Genomic DNA, 21,516 nt, shown 5'->3' with positions numbered 1-21,516 from the left:
CGCAACCGTGGCATCCACGAACGACCTCAAGAACGGCCTGGTGCTCAAGCTCGACGGGGGCCAGCTCTGGTCCGTCGTCGAGTTCCAGCACGTCAAGCCCGGCAAGGGCCCCGCCTTTGTGCGCACCAAGCTGAAGCACGTGCTTTCCGGCAAGGTCGTCGACAAGACGTTCAACGCCGGTACCAAGGTCGAGACGGCCAATGTCGACAAGCGCGGCATGCAGTACTCGTACAAGGACGGCGAAAACTTCGTGTTCATGGACACGGAGACCTACGACCAGATCTTCATCGCTCCGGAGGTCGTCGGCGACGCCGCCAACTACCTCCTTGAGGGCTTCGACGCCGTCGTCGCGGTGTACGAGGAGAACCCCCTCTACATCGAGCTGCCGGCCTCCGTCGAGCTCGTCATCAAGTACACCGAGCCCGGTGTGCAGGGCGACCGCTCCACCGGCGGCTCCAAGCCCGCCGAGCTGGAGACCGGTTACGAGATCGCGGTCCCGCTCTTCATCACCACCGGTGAGAAGATCAAGGTCGACACCCGCTCCGGCGAGTACCTCGGTCGGGTGAACAGCTAACCGTGGCTGCCCGTAACAAGGCCCGCAAGCGCGCCTTCCAGATCCTCTTCGAGGCCGACCAGCGCGGTACGTCCGTGCAGAACGTGCTCGCGGACTGGGTACGGCATTCCCGCTCGGACGACCGGCAGCCGCCGGTCACCGAGTACACGATGCAGCTCGTCGAGGGATACGCGGAGTTCGCGCCCCGCATCGACGAGCTGATCGCCACCTATGCGGTCGACTGGACGCTCGACCGGATGCCGGTGGTCGACCGGAACATCCTGCGGCTCGGTACGTACGAGCTGGTCTGGGAGGACGAGACGCCGGACGCGGTGGCGATCGACGAGGCGGTGCAGCTCGCCAAGGAGTTCTCCACCGATGATTCGCCCGCGTTCGTCAACGGTCTTCTCGGCCGTTTCAAGGAGCTCAAGCCGAGCCTGCGGCGCGATCCGCGGTAGAGCGGCAGCACATGCAGGACCGCCGCCCTCGGCGGAACCCGGAAGGGGTTCCGCCGAGGGCGGCGGCACGTTTCTGCAGTGAGGCGGTGAGACGGTCGAAGGCCGCAGGGGCCTCAGAGGTCCTCGTTCTGCACGGCACGGCGCGCGTCGGCGTCGAGCACGCCCCAGCTGATCAGCTGCTCGGTCAGCACCGAGGGCGACTGGTCGTAGATGACGGCGAGGGTGCGCAGGTCGTCCTGGCGGATCGACAGCACCTTGCCGTTGTAGTCGCCGCGCTGGCTCTGGATCGTGGCCGCGTACCGCTGGAGGGGGCCGGCCTTCTCGGCCGGCACGTGGGCCAGCCGCTCCAGGTCGAGCACCAGCTTCGGCGGCGGCTCGGCGGCTCCGCCGGGCGTGGTGCCGGGCAGCAGTTCCTGCACCGGGACGCCGTAGAAGTCGGCCAGCTCGGCCAGGCGCTGCACGGTGACGGCTCGGTCGCCGCGCTCGTACGAACCGACCACCACGGCCTTCCAACGGCCCTGGGACTTCTCCTCGACGCCGTGCAGCGAGAGGCCCTGCTGGGTGCGGATGGCGCGAAGCTTGGCTCCGAGCTGTTTGGCGTATTCGCTGGACATAAAGCTCCCCGGACGAAGACTGGTAACTCACTGTGAGGTTACGCAGCGTAATCTGACTTCGTCAAGCCGAACGGTCCATGCCGTCCCCCGTCAGGGGTGTTGACGTCAGCCCCGCACGACCCTGGTAACGTGAATGGCGTAAACCCGACGTCCTTTAAGGTCCGTCCCGTGAGGCGGAGAAGGAGGTCCGTTTCCCATGGACACCAACAGCCCGAACTTCACCGGTTCGGACACCGGCAGCCCGGAACCGGCACGCCCAGTGCTGGAGGCCCCGGACATCGCGCGGGTCCTCACCCGCATCGCCCACGAGATCGTCGAACGCGCCAAGGGCGCCGATGACGTGGTGCTGCTCGGCATCCCCACCCGCGGCGTCTTCCTCGCCGACCGGCTGGCCGCCAAGCTCGAAGAGATCACCGGCCGGAAGATGCCGGTCGGCTCCCTCGACATCACCATGTACCGCGACGACCTGCGGCTCCGCCCGGCCCGCGCCCTCGCCCGCACCGAGATCCCCGGTGACGGCGTCGACGGACGCCTGGTGATCCTCGTCGACGACGTGCTCTTCTCCGGCCGCACCATCCGCGCCGCGCTCGACGCGCTCGGTGACATCGGCCGCCCGCGCGCCGTCCAGCTCGCGGTCCTCGTCGACCGCGGCCACCGCGAACTCCCGATCCGCGCCGACTACGTCGGCAAGAACCTCCCCACGTCGCTGCGGGAGACGGTCAAGGTGCAGCTCACCGAGGAGGACGGCCGCGACAGCGTGCTCCTCGGCGTCAAGCCCACCCCCCAGGCCGGCGGCGAGCGGTAGCGCGGACGCCCCCGCGGACCCGGCACGGCCGGGGTCCGCGGCTCCGTCTGCCTGCTCCCGCCCGCCCTGCCCGTACCCACGCACGCCTTTAGCACCCACGGAGTACCCGGATGGATCGTCACCTCATCTCGGCCGCCGACCTCACCCGCGACGACGCCGTACGGATCCTCGACACCGCCGAGGAGATGGCCCGGGTCGCGGACCGGCCGATCAAGAAGCTGCCCACGCTGCGCGGCCGGACCGTCGTCAACCTCTTCTTCGAGGACTCGACCCGCACCCGCATCTCCTTCGAGGCCGCCGCCAAGCGGCTCTCCGCCGACGTCATCAACTTCTCGGCCAAGGGGTCCTCGGTCTCCAAGGGCGAGTCGCTCAAGGACACCGCGCTGACCCTGGAGGCGATGGGCGCCGACGCCGTCGTCATCCGCCACCACGACTCCGGCGCGCCGCACCGCCTCGCCACCTCCGGCTGGATCGGCGGCTCCGTCGTCAACGCCGGCGACGGTACGCACGAACACCCCACCCAGGCGCTGCTCGACGCCTTCACCATGCGCCGCCACCTCGCGGGCGCGGCCGACGGCGGCCCGACCAACCACCGGGGGCCGGGCGATGGCACCGGCCGCGACCTGGCCGGACGGCGCATCACGATCGTCGGGGACATCCTGCACAGCCGGGTCGCCCGCTCCAACGTCCATCTGCTGACGACGCTCGGCGCCCACGTCACCCTGGTCGCGCCGCCCACGCTGATCCCGATCGGCGTCGGGCAGTGGCCCTGCGAGGTCTCCTACGACCTCGACGCGGTGCTGCCCAAGTCCGACGCCGTGATGATGCTGCGAGTGCAGCGCGAGCGCATGAACGCCGCGTTCTTCCCCACCGAGCGTGAGTACGCACGCCGCTACGGCCTCAATGGCGAGCGGATGGCCCGGATGCCCGAGCACGCCATCGTCATGCACCCCGGCCCGATGAACCGCGGCATGGAGATCACCGCCGAGGTCGCCGACTCCGTCCGCTGCACCGCGGTCGAGCAGGTCGCCAACGGCGTCTCCATCCGGATGGCCGTCCTGTACCTGCTGCTCGGCGGCGCCCCTGCCCCCACCACCCCTCCGAACACCGCCCGCACCGAGGAGACCGAGTAACCATGAGCAAGATCCTTATCCGCGGTGCGCGCCCCCTCGGCGGCGAGCCGCAGGACGTGCTGATCGACGGCGGGGCCATCGCGGCGGTCGGCGCCGTCGTGGAGGCCGCCGACGCGCGGGTCATCGAGGCCCCGGAGCAGATCCTGCTGCCCGGCCTCGTCGACCTCCACACCCATCTGCGCGAGCCCGGCCGCGAGGACTCCGAGACCGTCCTGACCGGCACCAAGGCCGCCGCCGTCGGCGGCTTCACCGCCGTGCACGCCATGGCCAACACCTTCCCGGTCGCCGACACCGCGGGCGTCGTCGAGCAGGTCTGGCGGCTCGGCAAGGAGTCCGGCTACTGCGACGTGCAGCCGATCGGCGCCGTCACCGTCGGCCTGGAGGGCAAGAAGCTCGCCGAGCTCGGCGCGATGCACGACAGCGCCGCCGGCGTCCGGGTCTTCTCCGACGACGGCAAGTGCGTGGACGACGCGGTGATCATGCGCCGCGCGCTGGAGTACGTGAAGGCGTTCGACGGCGTCGTCGCCCAGCACGCCCAGGAGCCCCGGCTCACCGAGGGCGCCCAGATGAACGAGGGCGCCGTCTCCGCCGAGCTGGGCCTCGGCGGCTGGCCCGCCGTCGCCGAGGAGTCGATCATCGCCCGCGATGTGCTGCTCGCCGCCCACGTCGGCTCGCGCGTGCACATCTGCCACCTCTCCACGGCCGGCTCCGTCGAGATCGTGCGCTGGGCCAAGTCCAAGGGCTGGAACGTGACGGCCGAGGTCACCCCGCACCACCTGCTGCTGACCGACGAGCTCGTACGGTCGTACAACCCGGTCTACAAGGTGAACCCGCCGCTGCGCACCGAGGCCGACGTGCTGGCCCTGCGCGAGGCGCTCGCCGACGGCACCATCGACTGCGTCGCCACCGACCACGCCCCGCACCCGCACGAGGACAAGGACTGCGAGTGGGGCGCGGCGGCCATGGGCATGGTCGGTCTGGAGACCGCCCTCTCCGTGGTCCAGCACACCATGGTCGACACCGGCCTCCTCGACTGGCACGGCGTCGCGGACCGGATGTCCGTGCGCCCGGCGGCCATCGGCCGGCTCAGCGGCCACGGCCGCCCCATCGCCGCCGGGGAACCCGCCAACCTCACCCTCCTCGATTCCGCTTACCGTGGACCCGTGGACCCCGCGGGCTTCGCCTCCCGCAGCCGCAACACCCCCTACGAGGGCCGCGAGCTGCCGGGGCGCGTCACCCACACCTTCCTGCGGGGCCGGGCAACGGTCGTGGACGGGAAGCTGACGTGACACTTTCGACAATCCTCGCTGCGGAGCAGAAGTCGCAGCAGGTCACCGACTGGGCCGGACGGATCGGCTGGGTCGTCGGGCTGCTGCTCTTCATCGCGCTCGTCTACTGGCTGATGCGCGAGGGCTGGAAGTGGCGCGGCTCCCTCCAGGGCGACCTGCCCGAGCTGCCCGCCGCTCCCGAGTCGCCGGGCGAGCCGCGGCTGGCCATGACCGGCCGCTACCACGGCTCGACCACGGCCGGGCAGTGGCTCGACCGCATCGTCGCCCGGGGCCTGGGCACCCGCAGCCGCGTGGAGCTCTCCCTGACGGACGCGGGGCTGGACGTCGTCCGCCCCGGCGCGCAGGACTTCTTCATCCCCGCGGACCGGCTCCGCGGCGCCCGGCTCGACAAGGGCATCGCGGGCAAGGTCCTCGCCGAGGGCGGCCTGCTGGTGGTCACCTGGGAGCACGGCGGCAAGGAGCTCGACTCCGGGTTCCGCTCCGACCAGGCGGCCGAGCATCCGGCGTGGACCGAGGCCGTCAACACCATGATCAACGCAACGGAAGGCACCGCACGATGACGACCTCCAAGCCGGGGAACGCCTCGCAGAGGCAAGGGGCGTCCCCCGCCGTACTCGTCCTGGAGGACGGCCGCAGTTTCCGCGGCCGTGCTTACGGGGCCGTGGGGGAGACCTTCGGCGAAGCGGTCTTCAACACCGGCATGACCGGCTACCAGGAAACGCTGACCGACCCCTCGTACCACCGCCAGGTCGTCGTCATGACCGCGCCGCACATCGGCAACACCGGGGTCAACGACGAGGACGACGAGTCGAAGCGGATCTGGGTCGCGGGCTATGTGGTGCGCGACCCCGCCCGTACGCCGTCCAACTGGCGCTCCCAGCGCTCGCTGGACGAGGAGCTGGCCGGGCAGGGCGTCGTCGGGATCTCCGGCGTCGACACCCGGGCGCTCACCCGCCACCTGCGGGAGCGCGGCGCCATGCGGGTCGGCATCTTCTCCGGCGAGAGCGTCGCGGACGAGGCGGCGCTGCTCGCCCGCGTCCGCGAGGCCCCGCGGATGACGGGCGCCGACCTCGCCGCCGAGGTCGCCACCGAGGAGCCGTACATCGTCCCCGCGATCGGCACGAAGAAGTTCACGGTCGCCGCCATCGACCTGGGCATCAAGGGCATGACCCCGCACCGGATGGCCGAGCGCGGCATCGAGGTGCACGTGATGCCGGCGACCGTCACGGCCGAGCAGCTGTACGCGGCCGGCCCCGACGGCGTGTTCCTCTCCAACGGCCCGGGCGACCCGGCCACCGCGGACCTGACCGTCGTCAAGGAGGTGCTGGCGCGGCGGACCCCGCTCTTCGGCATCTGCTTCGGCAACCAGATCCTGGGCCGTGCGCTCGGCTTCGGCACGTACAAGCTCAAGTACGGCCACCGCGGCATCAACCAGCCCGTGCAGGATCGCACCACCGGCAAGGTCGAGATCACCGCGCACAACCACGGATTCGCCGTCGACGCGCCGCTCGACGCGGTCTCCGAGACGCCGTACGGCCGCGCCGAGGTCTCCCACGTCTGCCTCAACGACGGCGTGGTCGAGGGCCTGCGGCTGCTCGACCAGCCGGCATTCAGCGTCCAGTACCACCCCGAGGCAGCAGCCGGTCCGCACGACGCGGCCTACCTGTTCGACCGCTTCGCAGAGCTCATGGAGGGCCAGCGTGCCTAAGCGCTCCGATATCCAGTCCGTCCTGGTCATCGGCTCCGGCCCGATCGTCATCGGCCAGGCCGCGGAGTTCGACTACTCCGGTACCCAGGCGTGCCGCGTGCTCAAGGCCGAGGGCCTGCGCGTCATCCTGGTCAACTCCAACCCGGCCACGATCATGACCGACCCGGAGATCGCCGACGCCACGTACGTCGAGCCGATCACCCCCGAGTTCGTCGAGAAGATCATCGCCAAGGAGCGCCCCGACACGCTGCTGCCCACCCTCGGCGGCCAGACCGCGCTCAACACAGCGATCTCCCTGCACGAGGCCGGCGTCCTGGAGGCGTACGACGTCGAGCTGATCGGCGCCAACGTCGAGGCGATCAACAAGGGCGAGGACCGCGACCTGTTCAAGGGCGTCGTCGAGGCCGTCAACGCCAAGATCGGGTACGGCGAGTCCGCCCGCTCCGTCATCTGCCACTCCATGGACGACGTCCTCGCGGGCGTCGAGCAGCTCGGCGGCTACCCCGTCGTCGTCCGGCCCTCCTTCACCATGGGCGGCGCGGGCTCCGGCTTCGCGCACGACGAGGACGAGCTGCGCCGCATCGCGGGCCAGGGGCTCACCCTCTCGCCGACCACCGAGGTGCTCCTGGAGGAGTCCATCCTCGGCTGGAAGGAGTACGAGCTGGAGCTGATGCGCGACCGCAACGACAACGTCGTGGTCGTCTGCTCCATCGAGAACTTCGACCCGATGGGCGTGCACACCGGCGACTCGATCACCGTCGCCCCGGCGATGACGCTCACCGACCGGGAGTACCAGCGGCTGCGGGACATCGGCATCGCGATCATCCGCGAGGTCGGCGTCGACACCGGCGGCTGCAACATCCAGTTCGCCATCAACCCGGATGACGGCCGCGTCATCGTCATCGAGATGAACCCGCGGGTCTCGCGCTCCTCGGCGCTGGCCTCGAAGGCGACCGGCTTCCCGATCGCCAAGATCGCGGCCCGGCTCGCCGTCGGCTACACCCTGGACGAGATCCCGAACGACATCACCGAGAAGACCCCGGCGTCCTTCGAGCCCACGCTCGACTACGTCGTGGTCAAGGTGCCCCGCTTCGCGTTCGAGAAGTTCCCGGCCGCCGACGCCACCCTCACCACCACCATGAAGTCGGTGGGCGAGGCCATGGCGATCGGCCGCAACTTCACCGAGGCGCTGAACAAGGCGCTGCGCTCGCTGGAGAAGAAGGGCTCGCAGTTCACCTTCGTGGGCGAGCCCGGCGACAAGGCGGCGCTCCTGGAGACCGCCAAGGTCCCCACCGACGGCCGGATCAACACCGTCATGCAGGCCATCCGCGCCGGGGCCACCCAGCGTGAGGTCTTCGACGCCACGAAGATCGACCCATGGTTTGTCGACCAGCTCTTCCTGATCAACGAGATCGCGGACGAGATCGCGGCGGCCGAGAAGCTGGAGCCGGGGGTTCTCGGCGAGGCCAAGCGGCACGGCTTCTCCGACGAGCAGATCGCGGCGATCCGCGGGCTGGGCGAGGACGTCGTGCGCGAGGTGCGGCACGCGCTGGGCGTGCGGCCGGTCTACAAGACGGTCGACACCTGCGCCGCCGAGTTCGCCGCCCGTACCCCGTACTTCTACTCCTCGTACGACGAGGAGAGCGAGGTCGCGCCGCGCGAGAAGCCCGCTGTGATCATCCTCGGCTCAGGGCCCAACCGCATCGGCCAGGGCATCGAGTTCGACTACTCCTGCGTGCACGCCTCCTTCGCCCTCTCCGACGCCGGGTACGAGACCGTGATGGTCAACTGCAACCCGGAGACCGTCTCCACCGACTACGACACCTCCGACCGGCTCTACTTCGAGCCGCTCACCCTGGAGGACGTCCTGGAGATCGTCCACGTGGAGACCCTCGCGGGCCCCGTCGCGGGCGTCATCGTCCAGCTCGGCGGCCAGACCCCGCTGGGCCTGGCCCAGGCGCTCAAGGACAACGGCGTGCCGATCGTGGGCACCTCGCCGGAGTCCATCGACCTCGCCGAGGAGCGCGGCGCGTTCGGCCGGGTGCTGACCGAGGCCGGGCTGCCCGCGCCGAAGTACGGCACCGCGTTCTCCTTCGACGAGGCCAAGGAGATCGCCGCCGAGATCGGCTTCCCGGTCATGGTCCGCCCCAGCTATGTGCTGGGCGGGCGCGGCATGGAGATCGTCTACGACGAGCCGTCGCTGGGCGAGTACCTCACCCGCCACGCCGGGCTGATCGACCAGCACCCGGTCCTCATCGACCGGTTCCTCGACGACGCCATCGAGATCGACGTCGACGCGCTCTACGACGGCCACGAGCTCTACCTCGGCGGCGTCATGGAGCACATCGAGGAGGCCGGCATCCACTCCGGCGACTCCGCGTGCGCGCTGCCCCCGATCACTCTCGGCGGCTACGACATCAAGCGGCTGCGGACCTCCACGGAGGCCATCGCCAAGGGCGTCGGCGTGCGCGGGCTGATCAACATCCAGTTCGCGATGGCCGGGGACATCCTCTACGTCCTCGAAGCCAACCCGCGCGCCTCCCGCACGGTGCCCTTCACCTCGAAGGCGACCGCCGTGCCGCTGGCCAAGGCCGCCGCCCGCATCTCGCTGGGGGCGACCGTCGCCGAGCTGCGCGCGGAGGGCATGCTCCCGAGGACCGGGGACGGCGGCACGCTGCCGCTGGACGCGCCGATCTCCGTCAAGGAGGCCGTGCTGCCCTGGTCGCGCTTCCGGGACGCCTCCGGCCGCGGTGTGGACACCGTCCTCGGCCCGGAGATGCGCTCCACCGGCGAGGTCATGGGCATCGACTCGGTCTTCGGCACCGCGTATGCCAAGTCGCAGGCCGGCGCGTACGGGGCGCTGCCCACCAAGGGCCGGGCCTTCGTCTCCGTCGCCAACCGCGACAAGCGCTCGATGATCTTCCCGGCGCGCGAGCTGGTCGCGCACGGCTTCGAGCTGCTCGCCACCTCCGGCACGGCCGAGGTGCTGCGGCGCAACGGCATCAAGGCCACCGTCGTGCGCAAGCAGAGCGAGGGGGAGGGGCCGAACGGTGAGAAGACGATCGTCCAGCTCATCCACGACGGTGAGGTCGACCTGATCGTCAACACCCCGTACGGCACCGGCGGCCGCCTCGACGGCTACGACATCCGCACGGCCTCCGTGGCCCGCGGCGTCCCCTGCCTGACCACGGTGCAGGCGCTCGCCGCCGCCGTGCAGGGCATCGAGGCGCTGACCCGCGGGGACGTCGGGGTGCGCTCCCTCCAGGACCACGCGGAACATCTGACCGCGGCCCGCGAGGCGTAGAGCGCGAGAGGGGGACACCGGCCGGTGTCCCCCTCTCGCGAGACCCGCCTCTCCGTGATTCCCGTGCAGCCCTATGCCTAGAAGGCCCGATATGTACCGAATCTTCTTCCAGTTGATCTTCCGACGCATGGACCCGGAGGCCGCCCACCACCTCGCCTTCGCCTGGATCCGCGGCGCCGCCCGCGTCCCCGTCCTGCGCACCTTCATTGCCGCCCTCCTCGCTCCGCGCCGCAAATCGCTGCGGATCGAGGCCCTGGGGCGGCGGATGCACGGCCCCTTCGGCCTCGCCGCCGGCTTCGACAAGAACGCCGTCGCCATCGACGGCATGACGATGCTCGGCTTCGACCACGTCGAGATCGGCACGGTCACCGCCGAGCCGCAGCCCGGCAACCCCAAGAAGCGCCTCTTCCGCCTCGTGCAGGACCGCGCGCTGATCAACCGTATGGGATTCAACAACGAGGGCTCCGCGGCCGTCTCCGCCCGCCTGGCGGCCCGCAACCCCGTCTTCACGGCCACCGTCGGCGTCAACATCGGCAAGACCAAGGCGGTACCGGAGGAGGGCGCCGTCGCCGACTACGTCGCCTCCACCGAGCGCCTCGCCGCCCACGCCGACTACCTCGTCGTCAACGTCAGCTCGCCGAACACCCCCGGCCTGCGCGACCTCCAGGCCGTCGGTCACCTGCGCCCGCTGCTCTCCGCCGTACGCGAGGCCGCCGACCGCACCGTGCCCGGACGCCGCGTCCCGCTCCTGGTCAAGATCGCCCCCGACCTCGCCGACGAGGACGTGGACGCCGTCGCCGACCTCGCCGTCGAGCTCGGCCTGGACGGCATCATCACCACCAACACCACCATCGTCCGCGAGGGCCTGGGCCTGAACTCCGCCCCGTCCCTGACGAAGGAGACCGGCGGCCTGTCCGGGCAGCCGCTGAAGGCCCGCTCCCTGGAGGTCCTGCGCCGCGTGTACGCCCGAGTGGGCGACCGGGTCACCCTGATAGGGGTAGGCGGCGTCGAGAGCGCCGACGACGTCTGGGAGCGCATCCTGGCCGGTGCCACCCTCGTCCAGGGCTACAGCGCCTTCATCTACCAGGGCCCCTTCTGGTGCCGCACCGTCCACCGCGGCCTCGCCGAGCGCCTCGCCGCCAGCCCCTACGCCACCCTCGCCGACGCCGTCGGCGCCGAGCACCGGAAGGTGACCGCATGACCACTGCCCCGGAGCCCTTCGGAGCCCGCCTGCGCCGCGCCATGGACGAGCGCGGCCCGCTGTGCGTCGGCATCGACCCGCACCCCTCGCTGCTCGCCGACTGGGGGCTGGGCGACGACGTCGCGGGGCTGGAGACCTTCACCCGTACGGCCGTGGCGGCCCTCGCCGACCGGGTCGCCGTGCTCAAGCCGCAGTCCGCCTTCTTCGAGCGCTTCGGCTCGCGCGGCATCGCCGTCCTGGAACAGGCCGTCGCCGAGGCCCGCGCCGCGGGCGCGCTGGTCCTCATGGACGCCAAGCGCGGCGACATCGGCTCCACCATGGCCGCGTACGCCGCGGCCTACCTCGACCCGGCGAGCCCGCTCTTCTCGGACGCGGTCACCCTCAGCCCGTACCTCGGCTACGGCTCGCTGCGCCCGGCGCTGGACCTGGCCCGCGAGAGCGGCGCGGGCGTCTTCGTGCTGGCGCTCACCTCCAACGCGGAGGGCGCCGAGGTCCAGCACGCCGTACGGGCCGACGGCCTGAGCGTCGCCGCCACGGTCCTCGGCCATCTGCGGGACGAGAACGCGGGCGCCGCCCCGATGGGCTCGTACGGCGCCGTCGTCGGCGCGACCCTCGGCGACACGCTGGGCGCGGCCGGCCTCGATCCGGCGATCAACGGTCCCCTGCTCGCCCCCGGCATCGGCGCGCAGGGCGCGACCCCCGCCGACCTCCCGCGGGTCTTCGGCGCGGCCGTCCGCGACGTCGTCCCGAGCGCCAGCCGGGGTGTGCTGCGACACGGTCCGGACGCGGCCGGACTGCGCGCTTCCGCCGCGCGCTTCGCCGAAGAAGTGCGCGCGGCGGTCGGCTGACGTCAAAATTGTTGGTTGTTATGTCCTGAAAAGTACTGGTCGAGCGAGTCTGACCAGGACTTTTCACCTGTTCTCGCTGACTGGAGCGGGATCGGCCGCTAGTCTCCGACGAGAGCGAACGTGCAAGCGCGTTGCTCGTTGCTCCGTAGGTGTGGGGCGACTAGGTTCCTCACCGGTCCGTATCCGACAGTTCGACATCCGAGGTGACGTAGGCGTGGCTCTTCCGCCCCTTACCCCTGAACAGCGCGCAGCCGCGCTAGAAAAGGCCGCCGCGGCTCGCCGGGAGCGCGCCGAGGTCAAGAATCGACTCAAGCACTCCGGCGCCTCGCTCCATGACGTCATCGAGCAGGGACAGAAGAACGACGTCATCGGCAAGATGAAGGTCTCAGCCCTGCTGGAGTCGCTCCCCGGCGTGGGCAAGGTCCGCGCCAAGCAGATCATGGAGCGACTCGGCATCTCAGAAAGCCGCCGCGTCCGCGGTCTCGGCTCCAACCAGATCGCCTCATTGGAGCGTGAGTTCGGCGGCAAGGCGGCCTGACGTTCCCAGGCACTCCTGGGAACCGGGATAATCGCTGCATGAGTACACCAGTCTCCCGGGGGACGGCCCCCGTCCCTCCGGCCAGACGTCCGCGGCTGACCGTGCTCTCCGGCCCCTCCGGGGTCGGCAAGAGCACGGTCGTCGCGCATATGCGCAAGGTCCACCCCGAGGTATGGCTCTCGGTCTCCGCCACCACCCGCAAACCGCGGCCCGGCGAGCGGGACGGGGTCCAGTACTTCTTCGTGGACGACGAGGAGTTCGACAAGCTCATCGCCAACGGCGAGCTGCTGGAGTGGGCCGAATTCGCGGGCAACCGCTACGGCACGCCCCGGCGGGCGGTCCTGGAACGGCTGGAGGCGGGCGAGCCCGTCCTCCTGGAGATCGACCTCCAGGGCGCGCGGCTGGTCCGCGAGTCGATGCCCGAGGCCCGTCTGACCTTCCTCGCCCCGCCGAGCTGGGACGAGCTGGTGCGCCGGCTCACCGGCCGGGGCACGGAGGCGCCCGAGGTCATCGAGCGCCGGCTGGCGGCCGCCAAGGTGGAGCTGGCCGCCGAGGCCGAGTTCGACACCACCCTCGTCAACACCTCTGTCGAGGACGTGGCCCGTGAGCTGCTAGCCTTGATGTTGAATAACTCTGGGGAGTGATCCCCGAAAACTCTGGGGGACGACCCCCGCAGTACGACGCAGCGGAAGGCAGAGCGTGTCCTCTTCTATGACCGCGCCCGAGGGCATCATCAACCCGCCCATTGATGAGCTGCTTGAGGCAACCGACTCGAAGTACAGCCTCGTGATCTACGCCGCCAAGCGCGCGCGCCAGATCAACGCGTACTACTCGCAGCTCGGCGAGGGCCTGCTGGAGTACGTCGGCCCGCTGGTGGACACGCACGTCCACGAGAAGCCGCTGTCGATCGCGCTCCGCGAGATCAACGCGGGCCTGCTGACCTCGGAGGCCATCGAGGCCCCGGCGCAGTAAGCACGAACCTCCCGTCCACGGGCCCGGCAGCGCGGCTGCCGGGCCCGTGGTGTGTCATGGGTACCTGCGGGGCCTGCACGCGGCAGGCGGTACCGAGAAGCGCGGGGAGAAGCAAGAGCCATGGAGAAGCAGGACAAGCCCAAGGTCGTTCTGGGGGTGGGCGGCGGCATCGCCGCCTACAAGGCGTGCGAGCTGCTGCGCCGCCTCACCGAATCGGGCCACGCCGTACGGGTCGTGCCGACCGCCTCCGCGCTGCACTTCGTCGGCGAGGCGACCTGGTCCGGGCTGTCCGGCAGCCCCGTCTCCACCGAGGTGTGGGACTCGGTCCACGAGGTGCCGCACGTACGGATCGGGCAGGGCGCCGACCTCGTGGTCGTCGCCCCCGCCACCGCCGACCTGCTCGCCAAGGCCGCCCACGGCCTCGCCGACGACCTGCTGACCAACACGCTCCTCACGGCCCGCTGCCCGGTCGTCTTCGCGCCCGCCATGCACACCGAGATGTGGGAGCACCCGGCCACCCAGGAGAACGTCGCCACCCTGCGCCGGCGCGGCGCCCTCGTCATCGAGCCCGCCGTGGGCCGGCTCACCGGCGTCGACACCGGCAAGGGCCGCCTCCCCGACCCCTCGGAGATCTTCGAGGTCTGCCGCGGCGTCCTGGCCCGCGGCCCGGAGGAGCGGCACGCCGATCTCGTCGGCCGCCATGTGGTCGTCAGCGCCGGCGGCACCCGCGAGCCGCTGGACCCGGTGCGCTTCCTCGGCAACCGCTCCTCCGGCAAGCAGGGCTACGCCCTGGCCCGTACGGCCGTGGCGCGCGGTGCCCGGGTGACGCTCATCGCGGCCAACTCCGGCCTGCCGGACCCGGCCGGGGCCGATGTGGTGCGGGTCGGCACGGCGCTGGAGCTGCGGGAGGCGGTACTCGGGGCCGCCGCGGACGCCGATGCAGTAGTGATGGCCGCGGCGGTAGCCGATTTCCGGCCAGTTCAGTACGCCCAGGGGAAGATTAAAAAGAAAGACGGACAGGATCCTGCCCCTATCGATCTCACCCGCAATCCAGACATTCTGGCGGAGATCTCCGCGTCACGGGCGCGTCCGGGACAGATCATCGTCGGATTCGCCGCCGAGACCGACGATGTCCTCGACAACGGCCGCGCGAAACTCGCCCGGAAAGGCTGTGACCTGCTCGTTGTCAATGAAGTCGGAGAACACCGCACCTTCGGCTCCGAGCAGAACGAGGCCGTCGTGCTCGCGGCCGACGGAACCGAGACTTCCGTGCCGCACGGGCCCAAGGAGGCGCTGGCCGACACGGTCTGGAGCCTGGTCGCGCCCCGTCTGGCCTGAGCGGATCGCGTCTCGTTCGAGGGTGTCGCAGGTCACGACGTTCCCATAGACCGAGACGCGATGCCCAGCTCGGGAGAAGGCCGGATAAACTGGCCCCGGATCGGCGTCGGGCGCAGCCCCCGACCGATCCGTCAATGATCAGCCAGCAGCCGCTGCAACCCCAGGGAGCGATGTGTCCCGCCGCCTGTTCACCTCGGAGTCCGTGACCGAGGGTCACCCCGACAAGATCGCTGACCAGATCAGCGACACGATCCTCGACGCTCTCCTCAAGGAGGACCCGTCATCGCGGGTCGCCGTTGAGACGTTGATCACCACCGGCCTGGTGCACGTGGCCGGTGAGGTGACGACGAAGGCATACGCGCCGATCGCCACGCTCGTGCGCAACAAGATCCTCGACATCGGCTACGACTCGTCCAAGAAGGGCTTCGACGGAGCCTCCTGCGGCGTGTCCGTTTCCATCGGGGCCCAGTCCCCGGACATCGCGCAGGGCGTCGACGACGCCTACGAGAAACGAGTCGGAGGCGTCGACGAGGGCGACGAGGGCGACGCACTCGACCGGCAGGGCGCGGGCGACCAGGGCCTGATGTTCGGCTACGCCTGCGACGAGACACCCGAGCTGATGCCGCTGCCCATCAACCTGGCGCACCGGCTCTCGCGCCGCCTCTCGGAGGTCCGCAAGAACGGGACCATCCCGTACCTGCGCCCCGACGGCAAGACCCAGGTGACCATCGAGTACGACGGCAACAAGGCCGTCCGCCTCGACACCGTCGTCGTCTCCTCCCAGCACGCCTCGGACATCGACCTGGACTCGCTGCTGGCACCGGACATCCGGGAGTTCGTGGTCGAGCACGTGCTGGGCGAACTCCTCCAGGACGGCATCAAGCTCGACACCGAGGGCTACCGCCTGCTGGTGAACCCGACCGGGCGCTTCGAGATCGGCGGCCCGATGGGCGACGCCGGCCTCACCGGCCGGAAGATCATCATCGACACCTACGGCGGCATGGCCCGCCACGGCGGCGGCGCCTTCTCCGGCAAGGACCCGTCCAAGGTCGACCGCTCGGCCGCGTACGCCATGCGCTGGGTCGCCAAGAACGTCGTCGCCGCCGGCCTCGCCTCGCGCTGCGAGGTCCAGGTCGCGTACGCGATCGGCAAGGCCGAGCCCGTCGGCCTGTTCGTGGAGACCTTCGGCACCGCGACCGTGGACGTGGAGAAGATCGAGACGGCCATCTCGGAGGTCTTCGACCTCCGCCCCGCCGCGATCATCCGCGACCTCGACCTGCTGCGCCCGATCTACGCGCAGACCGCCGCGTACGGGCACTTCGGACGCGAGCTCCCGGACTTCACCTGGGAGCGCACGGACCGCGTGGACGCACTGCGGCGGGCGGCGGGGCTGTAGCCTTCCCCGCGTTTCGCACTGCTTGCGTGCTTGGCCCCGGACCTTTAGAGGTCCGGGGCCAAGCACGTGTGGGTCAGAAGGGCGGGGTGTCGGGGCTCGGGGGGCCGGGGGTGGGCGGGGGCCCGTCCGAATCCGGATCGGGCTTCGGCTCTGCCCCCGGATCGGGTCCGTCGAAGCCGGGTTCGTCGGAGTCCGGCGAGGGCGTCGGGGCGTCGAAGCGGCGGCGGATCTCGTCGGCGGCGTCCGGCGCGTTCGCGGCATCGAGATCGCCTGCGATCCGGTGGGCGAACAGAGCGCGATCGGGGGCGTCCTCGGCCATCCCGGCCTGGTCCATCAGTTTGTTGAGCAGATCCGTCAGGCTCGTGTCGCCCGATGGCTCGTCGCCGAAGAAGGCGTCGCCCGCTGGAGACGGCTGCCCGAAGGGGGCCGACCACGCCCCTGCGAACTGCGGCTCCGGTTCGGGGCGCGACCCGGGCACCAGGCGCTGGAAGGGCTCGGGGACATCCTCGTTGTTGGCCGCCGAGGTGAGCTGGGCGAGCGGGCCGATGAGATCCACGGTCCTCTCGACTTCGTCCTCGTTACGGGCCATCCACCACACCACGGCGCTGCCGGTGTCCTTGAGCACGTCCTTCCCCAGGTACTCGCGCTTGTTGCGCTCCCAGTTGCGCTCGTGCTCCCAGACGTCCTCGTCCTTGCGCACGGCGGAGAGTTTGGTCAGCCGCTCCGCGTCAGTGTCGGAGAGGCGGAGCACGACGTTCTCGGCCATGGCCTCCACACGGCACGTCGGGTCGGGGCGCATCGTGCCAAGTGCGCCGTTGAGCTGGTACTGGGCGAGCGAGCTGCGGTGGGGTGGCTGGAGGACGGTGATGTGGCGGGCCCGGGCGAGTACGGACTCGATGGCCAGCGCTCCCGCGTTGATGTGCGGGGCGTCGGACGGGGCGTCCAGGGGGCACCAGCGGACGGTGGCGGAGAAGAGGAAGTCGTAGTCGTCGACGCGGCTCGGCAGCGCCACCCGGGAGACGGCCTGCTCCCAACGCTCCGTCTGCGGGATCGGCCAGTCCGGTTCCAGCGCGTGTTCCTGCGGAACCGGGCCCTGGGGGCGAGGGGCGGCCTCGATGACAAGGGCCGCGCTGATCAGCAGGGCTGCGGCGGCCACTGGCCATGCCCACAAGGGCCAGTGCAGGGCCAGCCCGGAGATGACCAGGATCAGCCCGCAGATGATGGTGAGAAAGAACGTCATGGTCTTGTGGCCAGAACTCATAGCGCGGTCTCCTGCGTCCGAATCACATGCCGAGGGTGAGAGGCTCGATGCCCTGCGCGGCGTCGAGCGCGCGCGAGAAGCGGGAGACGAGCGCGGCACGCTCCGGGTCCGCGTGCGCCCAGTCCCGGAAGACGACGTGGAGGCGGCCCGGCGTGCCAGGGTGTCGTGCGCCCGCCCGGGCGAGGACGTCCAGCAGCCGCTCACCGCGCCTCTCGACCAGGGCGTCGGCAGCCATCAGCCAACGGCAGGCGGGCTCGCGCCACTCCTCGTGCGAGCGGTGCAGGAAGACGTCGGCCCAGCCGGTGATGGTCCGCTCGCGTACGGCCACACTGGAGTAGAGGGCCCGGGTGCGGGAGGTGTAGTCGGCGAGCGCGTAGAAGGCGATGGCATCGCGCGGCCATTTACCGGGCTCCAGCCGGTCCAGGAGCAGGCGGAAGAGGCGGCCGTCGCTGCCGGCGAGGGCGAGCAATGCGTCGAGCGCCGGGCTTTCCTTCGCGGGCCTCTCCCGACGGGCGAGATGGTGCAGCCGCACGAGTGCCTGGTCGGGATGGGTCTCCGACATGACCTTGGAGCACACCATGACCAGGACGCGCCTGCGTACCGCCGTCAGGTAGGCGTTGAGGGACCAGTCGTAGATCTGCCTCCGGAACGCCCGGCCGTGCCGTTCATGGCGTAGCCCCAGTGCCAGGAGCTGGACCGTGTCGGGCAGGAGCCGAGCCGAGTCGCCATGCGTCCACCGCTCGGCCAGGGCCCATAGGTCTTGGGGGCGGTCCGTGCGTAAGCACTGTTCGGCGAAGTGCGGGATCAGGACGGTGCGTTCGGGAGCGTCGAACTCCGGGTCAAGGACACAGTCCTTGACCCAGTTCCTGAAGTTGGTCCGCACGTCGGGGAAGAACGTCCAGAAGTGGGTGCGGATCGCCTGGGCGTACGCCGGTACACGGAAGCGCACCATGCCGTCCGGCTGCGTCTCGGCCCCGATGTCCGCGAACTGGGCGGTCAGATCCAGGTGCTCCAGCCGAGGGCGCTCGTCCGCCGGATGACTGATGACTTTCAGCAGCGTCTCCGTGGCACGGAAGACCGCGTCCGGCCTGCGCCCGTGGAGCATGGCCAGCGACAGCGACAGCGCCCGTTGCCGTCCCTCCGACCTGGCGATGAAGCCCGCCACTTCCGGGGCGCGGTCGGTGACCGAGCCCAGGGCGCGTGCGCACCACTGAGGGAACGTGTCGTCCTTCTCGTGGCCGTCGTCCCGCTCCTGGCGTATGCGATCCGCCAGTCTGGCGATTTCGCGCATGGGCTCGCGACGCACGTACTCCTGCAAGTCGGCGATGGAATCCACCTCGCTCCGGGCACAGGTGACGCGGTCAAGTCGCAGATACCGCATCAGCACCTCGTGCCCGGACGGCCGTCCGACCTCCACCGCGAACGGACGCTGTTCGGGCCGCTGGAGGTAGCCGAAGTGGGCGGGCAGCACCACCACGAGTCGCGCCGAACGCTCCATCAACACCGTTCGAAAGGCGGACAGTTCGCTCTGCACGGCGATGTATCTGGCCTCGTCGCTGTTCGAGAGGTCCAGCAACAGGCGGTCGCCCTCTCCGATGGCCGAGGTGTCCAGAGCCTGGGAGCCCTCGTCGTCCTGGGTGTCGGGCAGCTCGTGGAGACTGCCCTCGTTCCCGGGCGACCGGTGCAGCAGCATCACGCCCGCCGCCCGCCGGCCGCTTCCCGGCTGACCGCCGAGCAGGACGCTGCCGTGGTCGCGCAGCATGTCGCGCGCCTGGCGGTACCGGTCGGGCTCGATGAAGCGGCGGTCGAGGCACTCGCGTTCGTCCTGGGCGATGATTCGTGGACTTCTGCCCAGATTGCGAAGGCGCGAAGTGGCCTGCTGCATATAGAGATTGAACTGGGTGCCCTCACCGGTGTGCGTCGCGCCGTAGGACTCGGAGATGAAGGTGGTGTTGTCCTCCTGCGCCGGGTCGGCCATCAGCGTTCACCCTCCTTGTCCCGAGGGGAGGAGCCGAACCGCTGCTGGATGCCGCCCTGATTGTCGTGCGCGATGTAATTGGTGCCGTCGCCCTTGATCTGCGTTCCGTTGATCTGCTCGCCGCTCCCTGTACTGAGCGGCCCGTGCGACTCGTGGACGTAGGTGTCGACCTTTCCGCGCATGTTGCCGATGCCGCCGCTCTGCCCGGTGTTGCTCATCGTCGGCCCTTGAGGCGTCGCAGACTTTTCGCGAGGGGTCGGCGGGCGCTTGTCCAGAGAAGCCAGTTCCGGCACCTGCCGAGCCAGCCGGTCGCCCAGCCGGGCGAGGTCCGTGTCGCCGGTGCGGTCGTGGAAGCGCTCGAACTGGCACTCCGCCAGCCTGGCGATCGACTTCGGCAGCCGCCGCGGGTCCAACTGGTCCGTGTGCCGTTCGAGCAGGACCGGTACGACCAGGACTCCACACCCGAACGCCTCCTCCAGCTCCCGGCGGACCCAGTCGTCCGGGTTGTTGAGCGCCCTGCGGCCCCTGCGCCGCGGGTCGGGGGCGTCGAGCCAGTCCGGGCCGACGAGGGCGAGGAGGACGCTGCATCGCCGGATCTTGTTGACGAGGGAGCTGATGTAGTTGGCGCCGAGGTCGATGGATTGGTGGCTGGCAAGGAAGACGCTGTCCGGTCCGAACCGCTCGGTCAGAGCGCGCTCGAATGTATGGGCCGTCGATTTGGCGCTCATGACGCGGTAGTTGACGAACAGTTCATGCATGATGTGCGGTCCTCTCCATCAGGTGTCACTGAAGAACGGTCATGGTCAGCACGCCGGAAAGCTCCGGGCTCAGCGCCCGTACCGCCGCGTTGCGCGGATGGCGCCCGAGCACTCGCGCCAGCCGCCGCAGATCCGTCGTGATCGTCGCGGAACGCACCAGCCCGACGGCGTCGAGCAGCCCCTGGGTCACCGCGCACGCCTGCTCGATCTCCCCGGCCGCGGCGTGCGCGAGAGCGAGCCGCACCCCGTACCGCGAGCGTGTGCGCAGCGCGTCGGCCGGGAGCTGGGCCGTCTCCCGGTCGAGGGCTTCGGCGGCCCGGTGCGGGTGGCCGAGTTCGTATAGGCACCAACCGGTGAACATCGAGACCACATCGGGCAGATGAGACGCGCCGATCACCGGCGACGACGGATCCGCGGCGTCGAGTGCGAGCAGATCGCGGGAGCGGTCCAGGCTGCGCATGCAGGCGTCGTAGTCGCCGGCTACGGCGTGGCTCTGGGCCAGGTGCTGCGCCGCCAGGCCGCGGATGCGGGGCGAGGCGGCGCTCGCCAGGGCGCGGTCGGACAGGTGGATGGCCGAGGTCACGTCGGCGCGGAAGAGGCTGACGAGCGCCCGGCGTACGAGCGCGTACACGGCGAGTTCGCGGTCGCCTCCGGCGGTCGCGAACTCCACGGCGCGGTCCGTCCACCACAGCGCGGCCCCGTCGTTGCCCGACTCCTGCGCCATCCAGCCCGCGTACTCCGCGTACCGGGAGGCCAGCACCAGCAGTTCGAGCCGGGTGGCCGGGCCGGAGCGGGCGGCTTGCTGTTCGAGGCTGTGGGTCTGGGCGATGAGCGGGGGCAGGATGCCGCCGGGGCCCGAGAGCTGGCCCAGCCGTCGGAACTGGTCGAACATCGACCGATGGGCGTCGACCAGGGTCGTCGCCCCGGTGTCGGCGGTGATGTGCACGCCGCCGACGCCCATGGCGAGAACCGAGGCGGCTCCCGCCGTGAGGACTCGGCGGCGGTTCATCGGGCGGAACGAACCCGTTCCGTCTTTACCCAGGCGCATGAGCCACACCTCATCGTCGTGATGTGCGTCGGAATCCGGAAGGCCGGCCGCCGGGGGCCGGCCGGGGACCAGGGCGGTCAGCGCGCCCCCGGCCCCGAGTACGGTGTCGCAGAGCCGTGACAGCTCCGGCGTGGGGCGTTTGAGCCCCCGCTCCACCTTGCTGAGCTGGGCCTTGCTGTAATGCACCGACTGGCCGAGCCGCTCCAGCGACCACTTCGCGGCCAGCCGTCGTCTGCGCAGTTCCCGCCCGAACTCGTGCGGCTGCTCCGGCATTTCTACCTCCGTACTCCGTGCGCCGGGCAGCCGACGTTCGC

At 70.4% G+C, this 21,516-nt stretch carries 20 protein-coding genes; 15 read left to right on the top strand and 5 right to left on the bottom strand.

What is annotated here, in order from left to right; genetic code table 11:
* The first annotated feature begins 7 nt into the window (after positions 1–7).
* Together efp and nusB are read left to right on the top strand one after the other, a co-directional pair.
* Entirely contained in the window at positions 8–574 is a 567-nt protein-coding gene (gene efp, locus AC07AB_RS21330; protein ID WP_478569178.1) for an elongation factor P, read from the top strand.
* Between the two features lie 2 nt (positions 575–576).
* Positions 577–1,011 (top strand): transcription antitermination factor NusB, encoded by a 435-nt coding sequence (gene nusB / locus AC07AB_RS21325; RefSeq protein WP_478569176.1) that lies wholly within the window; start codon positions 577–579, stop codon positions 1,009–1,011.
* 113 nt (positions 1,012–1,124) lie between these two features.
* On the opposite strand, the gene bldD is transcribed toward nusB, so the two are convergent.
* On the bottom strand, positions 1,125–1,625 hold the full coding sequence (gene bldD, locus AC07AB_RS21320) for a transcriptional regulator BldD (protein ID WP_478569174.1): 501 nt from the start codon (positions 1,623–1,625) through the stop codon (positions 1,125–1,127).
* A 196-nt stretch (positions 1,626–1,821) separates the two neighbouring features.
* Between bldD and pyrR the strand changes: the two genes are divergently transcribed.
* The 13 genes from pyrR (at position 1,822) to metK (ending at position 16,157) form a co-directional block, all read left to right on the top strand.
* Positions 1,822–2,430, top strand: a complete 609-nt coding sequence (gene pyrR / locus AC07AB_RS21315) for a bifunctional pyr operon transcriptional regulator/uracil phosphoribosyltransferase PyrR (RefSeq protein WP_478569172.1) — start codon at positions 1,822–1,824, stop codon at positions 2,428–2,430.
* 110 nt (positions 2,431–2,540) lie between these two features.
* A complete protein-coding gene (locus AC07AB_RS21310) occupies positions 2,541–3,563 on the top strand; it encodes an aspartate carbamoyltransferase catalytic subunit (RefSeq protein WP_478569170.1) in 1,023 nt (340 codons plus the stop codon).
* A gap of 2 nt (positions 3,564–3,565) precedes the next feature.
* A complete protein-coding gene (locus AC07AB_RS21305) occupies positions 3,566–4,852 on the top strand; it encodes a dihydroorotase (protein WP_478569168.1) in 1,287 nt (428 codons plus the stop codon).
* Entirely contained in the window at positions 4,849–5,412 is a 564-nt protein-coding gene (locus tag AC07AB_RS21300; RefSeq protein ID WP_478569166.1) for a PH-like domain-containing protein, read from the top strand. The genes AC07AB_RS21305 and AC07AB_RS21300 overlap by 4 nt, the downstream gene beginning before the upstream one ends.
* Positions 5,409–6,560, top strand: coding sequence for a glutamine-hydrolyzing carbamoyl-phosphate synthase small subunit (gene carA, locus AC07AB_RS21295; protein ID WP_478569164.1), 1,152 nt, complete (start codon positions 5,409–5,411; stop codon positions 6,558–6,560). Before AC07AB_RS21300 ends, carA begins: the two co-directional genes overlap by 4 nt.
* Entirely contained in the window at positions 6,553–9,864 is a 3,312-nt protein-coding gene (gene carB / locus AC07AB_RS21290; RefSeq protein ID WP_478569162.1) for a carbamoyl-phosphate synthase large subunit, read from the top strand. The genes carA and carB overlap by 8 nt, the downstream gene beginning before the upstream one ends.
* 91 nt (positions 9,865–9,955) lie before the next feature.
* Positions 9,956–11,065, top strand: a complete 1,110-nt coding sequence (locus tag AC07AB_RS21285) for a quinone-dependent dihydroorotate dehydrogenase (protein ID WP_478569160.1) — start codon at positions 9,956–9,958, stop codon at positions 11,063–11,065.
* The gene (gene pyrF, locus AC07AB_RS21280) at positions 11,062–11,913 is read left to right on the top strand and encodes an orotidine-5'-phosphate decarboxylase (RefSeq protein ID WP_478569158.1); all 852 of its coding nucleotides are present in this window, start codon (positions 11,062–11,064) and stop codon (positions 11,911–11,913) included. The genes AC07AB_RS21285 and pyrF overlap by 4 nt, the downstream gene beginning before the upstream one ends.
* Positions 11,914–12,127: 214 nt before the next feature.
* Entirely contained in the window at positions 12,128–12,451 is a 324-nt protein-coding gene (locus AC07AB_RS21275) for an integration host factor (protein ID WP_478569156.1), read from the top strand.
* A gap of 38 nt (positions 12,452–12,489) precedes the next feature.
* Positions 12,490–13,095 carry a guanylate kinase gene (gene gmk, locus AC07AB_RS21270; RefSeq protein WP_478569154.1) on the top strand — a complete coding sequence of 202 codons (606 nt, stop codon included), beginning with the start codon at positions 12,490–12,492 and terminating at the stop codon, positions 13,093–13,095.
* Between the two features lie 55 nt (positions 13,096–13,150).
* Positions 13,151–13,423 (top strand): DNA-directed RNA polymerase subunit omega, encoded by a 273-nt coding sequence (rpoZ, locus tag AC07AB_RS21265; RefSeq protein WP_030879741.1) that lies wholly within the window; start codon positions 13,151–13,153, stop codon positions 13,421–13,423.
* A gap of 120 nt (positions 13,424–13,543) precedes the next feature.
* Positions 13,544–14,761, top strand: coding sequence for a bifunctional phosphopantothenoylcysteine decarboxylase/phosphopantothenate--cysteine ligase CoaBC (gene coaBC, locus AC07AB_RS21260; protein WP_478569152.1), 1,218 nt, complete (start codon positions 13,544–13,546; stop codon positions 14,759–14,761).
* Positions 14,762–14,933: 172 nt separating this feature from the next.
* Complete coding sequence (gene metK / locus AC07AB_RS21255; RefSeq protein ID WP_478569150.1) at positions 14,934–16,157, top strand: methionine adenosyltransferase; 1,224 nt, start codon at positions 14,934–14,936, stop codon at positions 16,155–16,157.
* 73 nt (positions 16,158–16,230) lie between these two features.
* Here the strand turns inward: metK and AC07AB_RS21250 are convergent, their stop codons facing one another.
* Genes AC07AB_RS21250 through AC07AB_RS21235 form a run of 4 tightly spaced genes read right to left on the bottom strand, consistent with a single transcriptional unit; the run spans position 16,231 to position 21,475 of the window.
* The gene (locus AC07AB_RS21250; RefSeq protein ID WP_478569149.1) at positions 16,231–17,418 is read right to left on the bottom strand and encodes a hypothetical protein; all 1,188 of its coding nucleotides are present in this window, start codon (positions 17,416–17,418) and stop codon (positions 16,231–16,233) included.
* 22 nt (positions 17,419–17,440) lie between these two features.
* Positions 17,441–19,396 (bottom strand): ABC transporter substrate-binding protein, encoded by a 1,956-nt coding sequence (locus tag AC07AB_RS21245; protein WP_478569147.1) that lies wholly within the window; start codon positions 19,394–19,396, stop codon positions 17,441–17,443.
* Complete coding sequence (locus AC07AB_RS21240; protein ID WP_478569145.1) at positions 19,396–20,154, bottom strand: TIR domain-containing protein; 759 nt, start codon at positions 20,152–20,154, stop codon at positions 19,396–19,398. The genes AC07AB_RS21245 and AC07AB_RS21240 overlap by 1 nt, the downstream gene beginning before the upstream one ends.
* 25 nt (positions 20,155–20,179) lie before the next feature.
* Positions 20,180–21,475 carry a helix-turn-helix domain-containing protein gene (locus tag AC07AB_RS21235; protein WP_478569143.1) on the bottom strand — a complete coding sequence of 432 codons (1,296 nt, stop codon included), beginning with the start codon at positions 21,473–21,475 and terminating at the stop codon, positions 20,180–20,182.
* Between the last annotated feature and the right edge of the window lie 41 nt (positions 21,476–21,516).

Source organism: Streptomyces sp. NPDC044033, assembly GCF_056434425.1.
This window is presented reverse-complemented; position numbering and strand designations above follow the sequence as displayed.